Below are 12850 nucleotides of genomic sequence, written 5' to 3'. Positions count from 1 at the left end.
GCCTTTCCCGCCCATGATAGTCTCAAAGTATCATCTGCGCCGAAAGAGCGGAGTCGAACATGTTGACGCCACGCTATCTGTCCTGGTTGCTCTGTGCCGCCATGCTGCCGCTCAGCGGCTGCGATCGGCAAAAAGTCGCTGACGCGATGGGGGCAAGCGCACCGTCCCCGGCCGCGCCCATCGCGAGTGCCAGTACGCCGGCCTATACGCCGCTGACTGCCGACCAGCTGTACCAGTTGGTCAGCCCGGTGGCGCTGTTCCCCGACAAGCTGCTGGCGCAGGTGTTGGCCGGCGCGGGTTATCCTGACCAAATCAACGCCGCGGATGCCTGGCTGGCGCAAAACCGCGGGTTGCAACCGGCGGCGCTCAGCTCGGCGGCCGACGCTCAGCCCTGGGATCCCAGCGTGCGCGGCCTGGTGCAATTCCCCGACGTGCTCGATCAAATGGCGAAAAACATCCCCTGGACCACCGCCCTGGGCAGCGCCTACCTGAACGATCCCACCGACGTGATGAACGCCATTCAGGTGATGCGTCAACGGGCGGCCAGCCAAGGCACGCTGAAAAACACCCCGCAGCAGCGCATCGTCGTGGCCCCCACCACCCGTTACGTTGAGCAGCAGCCCTATCGCCAGCGCGTGGTGGCGGCGCCGGGCGAAACCATCGTCATCGAACCCAGCCAGCCGGATACGGTTTACGTCCCGCATTACGATCCCTGGGTGGCCTACGGCACGCCGGTCCCGGCCTATCCGAGCTATCGGTATCAACCTTCGGGCTACAGCGGCGGCGACATGTTGGCGGCCGGCGTGATCAGCTTCGGCGTCGGCATCGCGGTCGCCTCTTTGCTCAACCAACACAACAGCGGCTGGCACAACTGGGATATGCGCTGGGACGATCGGCGCCAGCCGGTGGTCTACCGCAATGCGCCCTACGTGTCGCATTCCACCACCGTGGTGAATCGCGTCACCAACATCAACCAATATCACAACGTCAACAATGTGAATCGCAGCACCACCAGCACGGTGAACAACTACAATACGCCCCCCGCCGCGCCGACGCCGCGCTTCAATCAATCGACGCCGAACGCGGCGCCGCAACAGCCGCGCGGCGCGCCTGCGGCCCATGCGCCGATGACCCTGCCAACCTTTGCGCATACCCAACCGGTAGCGGCCGCGCCGCACGTGCAACAATCGGTCAACGCGCCCCATGTACAGCAGCCGATGAGCATGCCAACGTTCACGCATGCCGCGCCGGCGGCGCCCCACGCGCAGCAGCCGATGGCCGTGCATGCGGCTCCGGTACAGACGCATCCGATGCAGACCGCCGCGCCAGTGCATCAATCCGCCATGCGGCCACAGGTGCAGATGGCGCCGCACGTCGTTCAGCCGGAGGTACGCGAACCGGCCGCAACGCTGCATCCGGCGTTAGTACGCCCGGCACCGGTGCCGCAAGCGCGCATCATGCCGCATCCTGCTCCGGCGCCGCAGATCCATCAGCCGCCCGTTCAGCCGATGCCGCATCGCCAAGCGCCAGCGCCGGTGAAACCGCAGGAACACCGCCCGATCGTCGAGCAGCACAAGGTGGGATGAACCTACAGGATGTCGCCCCGGCGGAACGGCCGGGGCGCGGAGAATGGCGTTAGCGGCTAACTTTCACCGCGGTGCCGCTGACGGTCACCATCAGCATGCTGCCGTCTTTGCCAACGGTTTCATAATCGATATCAATGCCGACCACCGCGTTGGCGCCCAGCTCTTTTGCCTGATCTTCCAGCTCTTCGAACGCAATCAAGCGCGCCTTGCGCAACTCTTTCTCATAAGCGCCCGAGCGGCCACCGACGATATCGCGCACGCCGGCGAAGAAATCACGAAAAATGTTGGCGCCGAGGATCGCTTCGCCGGTGACGACGCCGCAGTATTCGGTGATGGTGAACCCTTCCAGGGTCGGGGTAGTTGAAAGCTGCATCAGAACTCCTTGTTTGATTAATTCAACGTATCTATGACCAGAAGATTGGCGTTATGTTCGCTTAATCAATGGCACGCAGTACGAATGCAAGGCCAAAAAACGCATTTATACTGTAAGCTATCGGTCTTCATGGTAGAGACTTTCACATAAGGTAATAAGATGAAAACAAAAACGATTGCGGCTGTTTTACCCTTAGCGCTGTTGCTGAGTGCCTGTACCACGGTGGAACCGGCATACAAGGATATCGGCACCCGCAGCGGCAGCTGTGTGGAAGGCGGCCCGGATACGGTCGCGCAAAAGTTCTATGACCTGCGCATCCAGCAAGGCTCCAGCCTGCCGGACAGCAATCGCCTGGCGCAGCTGCAGCCTTATCTGAGCAAAGTGCTGTATCAGGATCTGGTCAGCGCCGCTCAAAATCCTGGCAAGCATCAGATAACCGGCGATCTGTTCTCCGGCAATGCGCAAGGGCCAAGCAGCGCGTCCGTCGCCAGCGCCTCGACCATTCCTAACACCGATGCGAAAAATATTCCGCTGCGCGTCGACTTAAGCTATCAAAAAGACGCCAACAGCACCGTGAACTGGCAGGACGAAGTGCTGATGGTGCGCGAAGGTACCTGCTGGGTGGTTGATGATATTCGCTACCTGAATGTTCCAGCACACGCCACCAACGGCAGCGTGCGCCAGGTGCTGGAAAACCAGTAACCCGCGATACCCCGGCCGACGCGGGCTTGCCGCGTCGGTCATCCCCGCCGTCAGTCAACAGCTCAAATTTCGTCCAATAGAAAAAATTTCGCTACCGATATCACAGCCTGCGCCACAAATCCCCTCCCTCGGCCTGAGTCGCGGTATCTTGTGCTAATCTTTTACTGTCCCGCCGCACACTCATAAATTTTAACGCACAAAGATTGCATAAGTATTCTGTGGAAGTTAACATTTGCGGCATCAATGTCTATTCAATTCTGGCGCATGAGTATTCAACTTAACGGTATCAATTGCTATTACGGCGCTCACCAGGCGCTGTTTGACATCACGCTGGATTGTCCAGCCGGGGAAACCCTGGTGCTGCTTGGCCCAAGCGGCGCCGGGAAAAGTTCATTGCTGCGGGTGCTGAACCTGCTGGAAATGCCGCGTTCGGGCCAACTGCAGATCGCCGGCAACCAATTCGACTTCAAACAGGCGCCGGGCGAGAAAGCCATTCGCGAACTGCGTCAAAACGTCGGCATGGTTTTCCAGCAATACAACCTGTGGCCTCACCTCACCGTGGTCCAGAACCTGATCGAGGCGCCTTGCCGCGTACTGGGTCTGACCAAGGCTCAGGCGATGGAGCGCGCCGACAAGCTGCTCAAGCGTCTGCGCCTGACCGACTTCGCCGATCGCTTCCCGCTGCACCTTTCCGGCGGCCAGCAGCAGCGCGTGGCGATCGCCCGCGCCCTGATGATGGAACCGCAGGTGCTGCTGTTCGATGAACCGACTGCGGCGCTGGATCCGGAAATCACCGCTCAGATCGTTAGCATCATTCGCGAACTGGCCGGCACCGGCATCACGCAGGTGATCGTCACCCACGAAGTGGAAGTGGCGCGCAAGACCGCCAGCCGCGTGGTGTACATGGAAAACGGCCACGTTGTGGAGCAAGGCGACAGCAGCCACTTTGCGCAGCCACAGACCACCGAGTTTGCCAACTACTTATCACACTAACAATTAACTTGCTGTAATTTGGGGATTTTGCGATGAAAAAACTAATAATCGCCGCCGTTCTGGCCGGCATCAGCGTTTCCGCCTCCGCAGCCGAAACCATCCGTTTCGCTACCGAAGCCTCCTATCCTCCATTTGAATTTATTGACGCCAGCAACAAGATTCAGGGTTTTGATGTCGATCTGGCCAACGCACTGTGCAAAGAGATGCAGGCCGAGTGCACCTTCACCAACCAGGCGTTCGACAGCCTGATCCCTAGCCTGAAGTTCAAGCGTTTCGATGCGGTCATGGCCGGCATGGACATTACGCCAGAACGTGAAAAGCAGGTGCTGTTCACTAAGCCGTACTACGATAACTCGGCGCTGTTCATCGCGCAGAAAGGCAAAATCGCCGACGTGACGGCGCTGAAAGGCAAGAAGGTGGGCGTGCAAAACGGCACCACCCACCAGAAATACCTGACCGACAAGCACCCGGAAATCACCACCGTGCCTTACGACAGCTACCAGAACGCCATTTTGGATCTGAAGAATGGCCGCGTTGATGCGGTGTTCGGCGATACCGCGGTGGTCAACGAGTGGCTGAAGCAGAATGACGCGCTGGCGGCAGTGGGCGCCAAAGTGACGGATAAAGACTACTTCGGCACCGGCCTCGGCATCGCGGTGCGCCAAAAGAATACCGATCTGCAGGGCAAGTTCAATGCCGCTCTGGACAAGATTAAGCAGGATGGGACCTATGAAACCATCTACAAAAAATGGTTCCAGCAGTAATACGCCCCGATGAATGAATTACAACCTTTAGCAAGCGCCGCCGGCATGACCGTCGGCCTTGCCGTTTGCGCCCTGATCCTCGGGCTGATTCTGGCGATGCTGTTCGCCGTATGGGAATCGTCCCACTGGAAAGCGGTCAGCTGGCTCGGCACCGCCTGGGTGACCGTGCTGCGCGGCCTGCCGGAAATCCTGGTGGTGCTGTTTATCTATTTCGGCTCGTCGCAGCTGCTGCTGATGCTCTCCGACGGCTTTACCCTCAACCTCGGTCTGTTCCAGTTGCCGATCCAGTTGGCGATCGACAATTTCGAAGTCAGTCCGTTCCTGTGCGGGGTGATCGCTCTGGCCCTGCTCTATTCCGCCTACGCTTCGCAGACGCTGCGCGGCGCACTCAAAGCGGTGCCACAGGGGCAGTGGGAATCCGGCCAGGCGCTGGGACTGGGTAAGGCGGCGATCTTCTTTCGCCTGATCATGCCGCAGATGTGGCGCCACGCCCTGCCCGGCCTCGGCAACCAGTGGCTGGTGTTGCTGAAAGACACCGCGCTGGTGTCGCTGATCAGCGTCAACGATCTGATGCTGCAAACCAAGAGCATCGCCACCCGCACCCAGGAGCCTTTTACCTGGTATGTGATCGCGGCGGCCATCTACCTGCTGGTGACGCTGTTCAGCCAATACGTCATCAAACGCATTGAGCTGCGCGCCACGCGCTTTGAGCGGGGGCCGGTCTGATGATTGAGTATTTACCGGAAATCCTCAAAGGGCTGCATACCAGCCTAACCCTGACCGTCGCCGCGCTGATCGTCGCGCTGGTGCTGTCGCTGCTGCTGACGGTGATCCTGACGCTGAAAACGCCGATCCTGACGCCGCTGGTCAAGATCTACGTGACGCTGTTCACCGGCACGCCGCTGCTGGTGCAGATCTTCCTGATCTACTATGGCCCCGGCCAGTTCCCGGCGATCCGCGACTACCCGTGGCTGTGGAACCTGCTGTCGCAGCCCTGGCTGTGCGCGATGATTGCGCTGGCGCTGAACAGCGCGGCCTACACCACGCAGCTGTTCTACGGTGCGGTGCGCGCCATTCCCGCCGGGCAGTGGCAGTCGTGCGAAGCGCTGGGCATGTCGCGCCGGCAAACGCTGCGCATCCTGTTGCCGTTCGCCTTCAAACGTGCGCTATCGTCTTATTCCAACGAAGTGGTGCTGGTGTTCAAAAGCACCTCGCTGGCCTACACCATCACGCTGATGGAAGTTATGGGCTACAGCCAGCTGATGTATGGCCGCACCTACGACGTCATGGTGTTCGGCGCCGCGGGCCTGGTGTACCTGTGCGTCAACGGCCTGCTGACGCTGCTGATGCGGCTGGTGGAGCGCCGCGCGCTGGCGTTTGAGCGCCGCAACTGAGACCGCCTCTCCCCATGAGCCCCGCCATCGTGCGGGGCTTTTTTTATCTCTGCGGCAATATTTAATCATTTATATTGCATTTTAATTCACTCAATGGCAGGGTTATCAGCAGGCGCACACGCAAAAAACTCTGGCGATTACCAGTAAAAACAAACGATAGCGAATAATCACTTTCAGGATCCAGACAGGAGCTCTACGCATGAAAAAACTGCTGCTTGCCGCGACGATGTTGGCCGGGATGACCTTTAACGCCACCGCGGCCGAGACCATCCGCTTCGCCGCCTCCGCCACCTACCCGCCGTTCGAATCGCTGGACGCCAACAACCAGATCGTCGGCTTCGATATCGATCTGGCCAACGCGCTGTGCAAACAGATGCAGGCGCAGTGCACCTTCACCAACCAGGCGTTCGACAGCCTGATCGCCGCGCTGAAATTCAAGAAATACGATGCGGTGATTTCCGGTATGGACATCACGCCGGAACGCAGCAAACAGGTCGCTTTCACCCAGCCTTACTACGCCAACTCGGCGATCGTGATCGCGCAAAAAGGCAAGTTCAGCTCGCTGGCGGATCTGAAAGGCAAAAAGCTCGGCATGGAAAACGGCACCACCCACCAGAAATACATGCAGGACAAGCACCCGGAGATTAACACCGTCTCTTACGACAGCTACCAGAACGCCATTCTGGAGCTGAAAAACGGCCGTATCGACGGCGTGTTCGGCGACACCGCCGTGGTGAACGAGTGGCTGAAAACCAACCCGCAGCTGGCGCCGGTCGGCGAGCACATCACCGATGCACAATACTTCGGCACCGGCCTCGGCATCGCGGTGCGCCCCGACAACCAGGCGCTGCTGGCCAAGCTGAACGCCGCGCTGGACGCCATCAAGGCCGACGGCACCTACAAGGCCATCAACGACAAGTGGTTCCCGCAATAAGCAATAAGGCCCGGATAACCGGGCCTTATGTTTTATAAACGCCGCACCAGCAGCGTCAACACTTCGTAGTGCGCGGTATGCGGGAACATGTCGAACAGCTGCACCCGTTCGATGCGGTACCCCGGCAACGTCTCGATATCTTTCGCCATGCTCTCGGCGTTGCAGCTGGAATAGAGAATATAGTCCGGCGCCATCCGGCTCAGGTAGTCGCACAGCGCCTGGCCAATGCCGCGCCGCGGCGGGTTAACCAGCACCAGCTGTGGCACCTGGCCTTCGGCGGTGGCGAAGCGGGTGGAGTCGAGCGCCTGAAAATCTACGTGCAACAACCCTAACCGCTGCGCCGACTGGCGCGCGCAGGCGATCGCTTCCGCGCTGATTTCGATGCCGGTCAGCCGCGTTTGCGGCTGCGCACAGTGCAGGCCGAAACCGCCGACGCCGCAGAACAGATCCCACATGCTGTCGATACCCAGCGCGCGCACCCAGTCGCGGGCGGTGGCGTACAGATCGGCGGCCACCTGCGGGTTGGTTTGGAAGAAGCTTTGCGGGCGGATGAACAACGGCACCTGATTGAACTGTTCCTCGAGCGCCTGCTGTTCGGTCAGCGCGATCTCGCGCTCCCCTTCCATGATCGCCATGTGCACCGGCTGAATATTGGCGGAGATCACCTTGAGCTGCGGCAGCTGCTGCTGCAGCCACGGCAGCGCAGCGCGCAGCTGCGCCAGCTTGGTTTCCGAGCGCAGCACGAAACGCAGCATCACGCCGCCGTCGAGCGTGCTTTCGGTCAGCAGCAGGTATTTCAACTCGCCGCGTTTGCGCGCCACGTTATACGGCGTCAGGCCGGCGCGGGCGATGAAGCTTTTCAGCACCGCAAACATCGGCGCAAAGCCGGCGGGATACAGCGGGCAGTCGCTCAGATCGACCGGCGTGCCGTCGCGGTGCAGCATGCCGAGCAGGGGACGCTCCACGCTGCCGCTGACCACCATCTTGGCTTTATTGCGAAATGCGCTCAGCTCCCCCGCCATCGGCTGCAGCCACTGCGCGACGTCGCGCCCGGCCAGCAGCGAGTGCAGGTGATGCTGTTTGTCAGCCAGTTGCTGCGGATAGGGCTTTTCCAGCCACTGACAGGAACGGCAGGTACCCGCCGTATACAAAGCGCAATGCATGAAGATTACCGTGAAGTTCAGGATGACGAATTAAGGGCGCAGAGTTTACCACTCCGCGCGCTTAAAATCTCACTTGCGCACGGCGAAGAAGCGGCGGCTGGCGGCAGGAACGAACAGCAACGCCAGGATCACCGCGTCGGGGATCTTTTGCAGGATCAGAACGTGCAGGATTTGGCCGCTGGTTTCCCCCTCCACGGTGAACACCTCGGGGAAGACGCTGCCAATGGTGGCCAACAGCAGGTAAAGCACCACGATGCACTGGCAGACCACATAGCCCCAGCGTCCCCAGTTGCGGCCGCGCATCACCGCAAAGCCACAGCTGATTTGCAGGCACAGCAGCATCAGGCCGGCCAGAAAGATAAAGGTAGAATCCCACGCCTGCGCGCTGGTGTTAACGAACTCCTGTGCGCCGTCGACGCCCAGTTCGCCCAACAACAACACCACGCTGATACACTTGATCGCCACCATGGCGGTGCCCGCCACCATCACCGGCACCGGCGCATCCGAAGTCGATCTCATTCCCTGCCCGCTTTTCAGCATGTCTGACATATCCGTGTTCCGCTACGACGCGCCACCAATACAGATGGCGCATGTAAAGTCAGGTAGTTAGTTGCAATACTTATTGATTGCAAAAATAGCAGGTTTGTTACGATTCAGCTACGGGACGCCCGCTGCAATTCACGCGATCGCTGTTTTTCCGAGCGCGCCATAAACCACCAGGCGATCAGGCCGAGAATGCCCACCACCAGCAGGATCAGGCTGGCCAGCGCGTTAATTTCCGGATTCACCCCCATACGCACGCTGGAGAACACCAGCATCGGCAGCGTAGTGGCGCCCGGGCCGGAGACGAAGCTGGCAATCACCAGATCATCCAGCGACAGGGTAAACGCCAGCATCCAGCCAGAGATCAGCGCCGGCGCAATCATCGGCAAGGTGATGACGAAGAACACCTTCAGCGGCGGCGCCCCCAGATCCATTGCCGCCTCTTCAATCGAGCGATCCACCTCGCGCAAACGCGAGCTGATCACCACCGCCACATAAGCGGTACAGAAGGTGACATGCGCCAGCCAGATGGTGAACATGCCGCGCTCCGACGGCCAGCCGAAAGCGTGCCCCATCGCCACGAACAGCAGCAGCAGCGACAGGCCGGTGATCACGTCCGGCATCACCAGCGGCGCAGTCAGCATAAACGCAAAGCCGGTCGAACCGCGAAAGCGGCCGAACCGCACCATCACCACGGCGGCGATGGCGCCCAGCACCACCGCGGCGGTGGCGGAGGCGGCGGCGATGGTCAGGCTGAGCCCCACCGCGCTGATCATCGCCGAGTCGTGAAACAGTTCGGTATACCAGCGCGTGGACCAGCCGGCCCACACCGTCACCAGCTTGGAACTATTAAAGGAGTAGATCACCAACATCAGCATCGGCGCATACAGGAAGGTAAAGCCGACCGTCAGGATGGCGATGCGCCACGGTGAACGCACTACCGGCAAGTTGTTCATTCCTGCCCCCCCATTTCCTTGTTCTGGTGTTTGTGAAACCACAAAATTGGCACGATCAGCAACAGCAGCATGATGGTGGCGACCGCCGAAGCCACCGGCCAGTCGCGGTTATTGAAGAACTCCTGCCACAGCACGCGGCCGATCATGATGCTGTCTGGCCCACCGAGCAGCTCCGGGATCACGAACTCCCCTACCGCCGGAATGAATACCAGCATCGAACCGGCGATGATGCCGCCGCGCGTCAGCGGCACGATTACGCTGAAGAAGGTTTTCAGCGGCCGGGCGCCCAGATCCAGCGACGCCTCCACCAGCGAGTAATCCAGCCGGATCAGTGCCGTGTAGATCGGCAGCACCATAAACGGCAGGTAGGAATAAACGATGCCGATATACACCGCCAGGTTGGTGTGCAGGATCACCAACGGTTGGTCGATCACCCCCAGCCACATCAGAAAGTTATTCAGAATGCCGTTGTTTTTCAGGATCCCCATCCAGGCATAGACGCGGATCAGGAACGAGGTCCAGGAAGGCAGGATCACCAGCAGCAGCAGAATGTTGCGAGTCGACGCCTTGCTGTGGGCCACCGCCCAGGCCAGCGGATAGCCGATGATCAGGCAGCACAGCGTCGAGACCGCCGCCACGCGCAGCGACTGCAGATAGGCGTCGATATACAGCGGATCGTCGATCAGTTGCAGGTAGTTGGCGAAGTTGAGCGCGATGTTCAGCTTGCCGTCCACCCAGCTCATCAACTCGGTGTAAGGCGGCACCGCCAACGCCAGCTCCGCCAGGCTGATCTTGAACACGATCAGGAACGGCAGCATGAACAGCAGCGTCAGCCATAAATACGGCAATGCGATCACCAGCTTGCGGCCGTGAGCCATCAGCAGGCGGTGGAACAGCGCCTTGAGGGTGCCGGGCGTTTTGGCCGGCGGCTCCGGCGTGCGTTCAGAAAGCAGGGTCATATGGGTTACTCCTCAGCGGCTCCGCTACACCGTCAACACGACACAGCTGTCGGTTTCCCAGCACAGACGCACTTCATCGCCCCAGGTGGGCATCCCCTTGCGGAAACGGTGGCCGTTTTGCAGCTGGGCGCTGATAATCTGCCCGCTGTGCAGCTTCACGTGATAAATGGACAGATCGCCCAGGTAGGCAATGTGCGCCACTTCCCCTACCGCGAAGTTGCAGCCGTCTTCCGGCACCTGTTCGCACAGCAGGATCTTTTCCGGCCGCAGCGCGACCTGGATCGGCACGCCGTCCACCACCGAGGCGTCCGGATCTACTTTGATCGCATGGCGCAATCCGGGGCTTTGCAGGATCAGCGCATCGTCGTGGCGCTCCTGCAATACGCAGTCGAAGACGTTGACCGAACCGATAAATTCGGCGCTGAAGCGGCTATTCGGATGCTCGTAGATCTCTTCCGGCTCGCCGATCTGCACGAACTTGCCACGGTTCATGATGGCGATGCGCCCCGCCATGGTCATCGCCTCTTCCTGATCGTGCGTCACCATCACGCAGGTGACGCCGACGCGCTCGAGAATATCGGTCACTTCCAACTGCATGCGATCGCGCAGCTTCTTGTCCAGCGCGCCCATTGGCTCATCCAGCAGCAGCAGCTTGGGCCGCTTGGCCAGGCTGCGCGCCAGCGCCACCCGCTGCCGCTGGCCGCCGGAAAGCTGGTGCGGTTTGCGTTTGGCGTACTCCTGCATGTGCACCAGCGCCAGCATTTCCGCCACCCGCTCGGCGATTTCTGCCCGCGGCATTTTGTCCTGCTTCAGGCCGAAGGCGATGTTCTGCTCTACCGTCATGTGCGGGAACAGCGCGTAAGACTGAAACATCATGTTGATCGGCCGCTGGTACGGCGGCACGTGCGACATATCCTGCCCGTCGAGCACGATCTGCCCTTCCGTCGGCTGTTCAAAGCCGGCCAACATGCGCAGTAAGGTTGACTTGCCGCAGCCAGACGGCCCAAGCAGCGCAAAGATCTCGCCCTTGTAGATGGTGAGGCTGACGTCTTCGACCGCATTCTGCCCGTCGAAGGTTTTGGTGAGGTTACGGATTTCCAGCAGAGGGGTGAAGACCTTCTGCGACTTGGCTTGAGGACGAGGGATGGCGTCGTTCAATCGGGGTGCTCTCCGGCGTAAAGCGGCACAAAACCACGGCGAGTGCCGTGGCCCAAAACAGCAGTGCAGGCGGGGAGCGCCCGCCTGCCGGTTTACCGACGATCGGGGGTATCCCCCCATCATCACTTCCCGCTTTTAACTTTAGTCCATGCGCGGGTAATGACACGATCCAGCTTCGGCGACTGCACGTTGAGCGTGAACAGCTTGGCGCGCAGATCGGCCGGCGGATAGACGTTCGGGTTCTCGCGCACCTCGGCCTTCACCAGCGGCGTGGAATCTTTCACCGCATTGGCGTAATAGACATAGTTGCTGATGCCCGCCATCACGTCAGGTTTCATCAGGAAGTTCAGGAACTGGTACGCGGCGTCTTTGTTCTTGGCGTCCGCCGGCATGGCGAACATGTCGAAGTAGGTCAGCGCCCCTTCTTTCGGGATCGCATAGGCCACGTTCACGCCGTTCTTCGCCTCTTTGGCGCGGTTGGCCGCCTGCATCACGTCGCCGGACCAGCCGATCGCCACGCAGATATCGCCGTTAGCCAAATCGTTGATGTACTGTGAAGAGTGGAAGTAACGAATGCTCGGCCGCAGCTTCAGCAGCAGATCATTGGCCGCGCCGGTATAGTCCGCCGCATTGGTGCTGTTGGGATCCTTGCCCAGGTAGTGCAGCACGGTGGCGTAAACCTCACTCGGCGCATCGAGGAAGGAGACGCCGCAGCTTTTCAGCTTCTCGAGGTTTTCCGGCTTGAGGATCAGATCCCAGCTGTCGACCGGCGCGTCTTTGCCTAATGCCGCCTTCACCTTGTCGACATTGTAGCCGATGCCGGTGGTCACCATCAGGTATGGGATGCCGTATTTGTTGTCTTTGTCATTATGTGCAACCAGCTTCAGCATCTCGGGATCGAGATTCTTGTAGTTGGGCATTTTGCTCTTGTCGAGCGGCTCGAAGATGCCGGCCTGCGACTGGCGCTCGAGGAAGTTGGATGAAGGAACCACCAGATCATAACCGGTGCTGCCCGCCATCAGTTTGCCTTCCAACACTTCGTTGGAGTCAAAGACGTCGTACACCACTTTGATGCCGGTTTCTTTCTGGAATTTGGCCAGGGTATCCGGCGCGATATAGTCGGACCAGTTATACACGTGCAGCGTTTTCTCTTCGGCTGACGCCGTGACGGACGCGGCCATCAACAGACCGGCAACCACACCCGATAACCACTTTTTACGTTGGGTGACCATCCGTAACTTCCTCCAAAACAGGGTAAATCATAGAATTGAACTTGTATCTGCAGCGATACAAAACCTTTCCTGATTGAGCGCAATCGTTGCAAC

The 12850-nt window shown here is 59.9% G+C and carries 14 protein-coding genes; 7 read left to right on the top strand and 7 right to left on the bottom strand.

Going from position 1 to position 12850, the window contains the following annotated elements; all coding sequences use genetic code 11:
- Positions 1-59 precede the first annotated feature (59 nt).
- Entirely contained in the window at positions 60-1586 is a 1527-nt protein-coding gene (locus WA302_RS04830) for a DUF3300 domain-containing protein (RefSeq protein WP_197822796.1), read from the top strand.
- A 49-nt stretch (positions 1587-1635) separates the two neighbouring features.
- On the opposite strand, the gene WA302_RS04825 is transcribed toward WA302_RS04830, so the two are convergent.
- Positions 1636-1959 carry a heavy metal-binding domain-containing protein gene (locus tag WA302_RS04825; protein WP_004928400.1) on the bottom strand — a complete coding sequence of 108 codons (324 nt, stop codon included), beginning with the start codon at positions 1957-1959 and terminating at the stop codon, positions 1636-1638.
- 159 nt (positions 1960-2118) lie between these two features.
- Between WA302_RS04825 and WA302_RS04820 the strand changes: the two genes are divergently transcribed.
- The 6 genes from WA302_RS04820 (at position 2119) to artJ (WA302_RS04795) (ending at position 6746) form a co-directional block, all read left to right on the top strand.
- Complete coding sequence (locus tag WA302_RS04820; protein ID WP_049205965.1) at positions 2119-2661, top strand: lipoprotein; 543 nt, start codon at positions 2119-2121, stop codon at positions 2659-2661.
- Between the two features lie 264 nt (positions 2662-2925).
- Positions 2926-3654 carry an arginine ABC transporter ATP-binding protein ArtP gene (gene artP, locus WA302_RS04815; protein ID WP_142590589.1) on the top strand — a complete coding sequence of 243 codons (729 nt, stop codon included), beginning with the start codon at positions 2926-2928 and terminating at the stop codon, positions 3652-3654.
- Positions 3655-3686: 32 nt separating this feature from the next.
- Complete coding sequence (gene artJ / locus WA302_RS04810; RefSeq protein ID WP_049205963.1) at positions 3687-4418, top strand: arginine ABC transporter substrate-binding protein; 732 nt, start codon at positions 3687-3689, stop codon at positions 4416-4418.
- A 9-nt stretch (positions 4419-4427) separates the two neighbouring features.
- Positions 4428-5144, top strand: coding sequence for an arginine ABC transporter permease ArtQ (gene artQ, locus WA302_RS04805; RefSeq protein WP_197832215.1), 717 nt, complete (start codon positions 4428-4430; stop codon positions 5142-5144).
- Positions 5144-5812, top strand: coding sequence for an arginine ABC transporter permease ArtM (artM, locus tag WA302_RS04800; RefSeq protein WP_033637817.1), 669 nt, complete (start codon positions 5144-5146; stop codon positions 5810-5812). The genes artQ and artM overlap by 1 nt, the downstream gene beginning before the upstream one ends.
- Before the next feature lie 199 nt (positions 5813-6011).
- On the top strand, positions 6012-6746 hold the full coding sequence (gene artJ, locus WA302_RS04795) for an arginine ABC transporter substrate-binding protein (protein ID WP_015377297.1): 735 nt from the start codon (positions 6012-6014) through the stop codon (positions 6744-6746).
- Positions 6747-6778: 32 nt separating this feature from the next.
- Here artJ (WA302_RS04795) and rlmC read toward each other — a convergent pair whose 3' ends face one another.
- From rlmC to potF, 6 genes are all read right to left on the bottom strand, one after another.
- Positions 6779-7909, bottom strand: coding sequence for a 23S rRNA (uracil(747)-C(5))-methyltransferase RlmC (gene rlmC / locus WA302_RS04790; protein WP_049207976.1), 1131 nt, complete (start codon positions 7907-7909; stop codon positions 6779-6781).
- Between the two features lie 69 nt (positions 7910-7978).
- Positions 7979-8458, bottom strand: a complete 480-nt coding sequence (locus WA302_RS04785; RefSeq protein ID WP_197790482.1) for a YbjO family protein — start codon at positions 8456-8458, stop codon at positions 7979-7981.
- 104 nt (positions 8459-8562) lie between these two features.
- Positions 8563-9408, bottom strand: a complete 846-nt coding sequence (gene potI / locus WA302_RS04780; RefSeq protein WP_336063119.1) for a putrescine ABC transporter permease PotI — start codon at positions 9406-9408, stop codon at positions 8563-8565.
- Positions 9405-10367 carry a putrescine ABC transporter permease PotH gene (gene potH / locus WA302_RS04775; RefSeq protein WP_043137769.1) on the bottom strand — a complete coding sequence of 321 codons (963 nt, stop codon included), beginning with the start codon at positions 10365-10367 and terminating at the stop codon, positions 9405-9407. Before potH ends, potI begins: the two co-directional genes overlap by 4 nt.
- 24 nt (positions 10368-10391) lie before the next feature.
- The gene (potG, locus tag WA302_RS04770; protein ID WP_043137773.1) at positions 10392-11525 is read right to left on the bottom strand and encodes a putrescine ABC transporter ATP-binding subunit PotG; all 1134 of its coding nucleotides are present in this window, start codon (positions 11523-11525) and stop codon (positions 10392-10394) included.
- A 122-nt stretch (positions 11526-11647) separates the two neighbouring features.
- A complete protein-coding gene (gene potF / locus WA302_RS04765) occupies positions 11648-12757 on the bottom strand; it encodes a spermidine/putrescine ABC transporter substrate-binding protein PotF (RefSeq protein WP_043137777.1) in 1110 nt (369 codons plus the stop codon).
- Positions 12758-12850 lie beyond the last annotated feature (93 nt).

This window comes from Serratia sp. 201 (assembly GCF_037027545.1).
Taxonomy (GTDB): Bacteria; Pseudomonadota; Gammaproteobacteria; order Enterobacterales; family Enterobacteriaceae; genus Serratia; species Serratia bockelmannii.
This window is presented reverse-complemented; position numbering and strand designations above follow the sequence as displayed.

Excerpts from the sequence above, each read along its gene's own strand:
- artJ (WP_049205963.1), top strand. The coding sequence starts at position 3,687 with ATGAAAAAACTAATAATCGCCGCCGTTCTGGCCGGCATCAGCGTTTCC.
- potF (WP_043137777.1), bottom strand. The coding sequence starts at position 12,757 with ATGGTCACCCAACGTAAAAAGTGGTTATCGGGTGTGGTTGCCGGTCTG.
- artP (WP_142590589.1), top strand. The coding sequence starts at position 2,926 with ATGAGTATTCAACTTAACGGTATCAATTGCTATTACGGCGCTCACCAG.
- artQ (WP_197832215.1), top strand. The coding sequence starts at position 4,428 with ATGAATGAATTACAACCTTTAGCAAGCGCCGCCGGCATGACCGTCGGC.
- WA302_RS04825 (WP_004928400.1), bottom strand. The coding sequence starts at position 1,959 with ATGCAGCTTTCAACTACCCCGACCCTGGAAGGGTTCACCATCACCGAA.
- WA302_RS04830 (WP_197822796.1), top strand. The coding sequence starts at position 60 with ATGTTGACGCCACGCTATCTGTCCTGGTTGCTCTGTGCCGCCATGCTG.
- artM (WP_033637817.1), top strand. The coding sequence starts at position 5,144 with ATGATTGAGTATTTACCGGAAATCCTCAAAGGGCTGCATACCAGCCTA.
- WA302_RS04785 (WP_197790482.1), bottom strand. The coding sequence starts at position 8,458 with ATGTCAGACATGCTGAAAAGCGGGCAGGGAATGAGATCGACTTCGGAT.
- rlmC (WP_049207976.1), bottom strand. The coding sequence starts at position 7,909 with ATGCATTGCGCTTTGTATACGGCGGGTACCTGCCGTTCCTGTCAGTGG.
- potI (WP_336063119.1), bottom strand. The coding sequence starts at position 9,408 with ATGAACAACTTGCCGGTAGTGCGTTCACCGTGGCGCATCGCCATCCTG.
- WA302_RS04820 (WP_049205965.1), top strand. The coding sequence starts at position 2,119 with ATGAAAACAAAAACGATTGCGGCTGTTTTACCCTTAGCGCTGTTGCTG.
- potH (WP_043137769.1), bottom strand. The coding sequence starts at position 10,367 with ATGACCCTGCTTTCTGAACGCACGCCGGAGCCGCCGGCCAAAACGCCC.
- artJ (WP_015377297.1), top strand. The coding sequence starts at position 6,012 with ATGAAAAAACTGCTGCTTGCCGCGACGATGTTGGCCGGGATGACCTTT.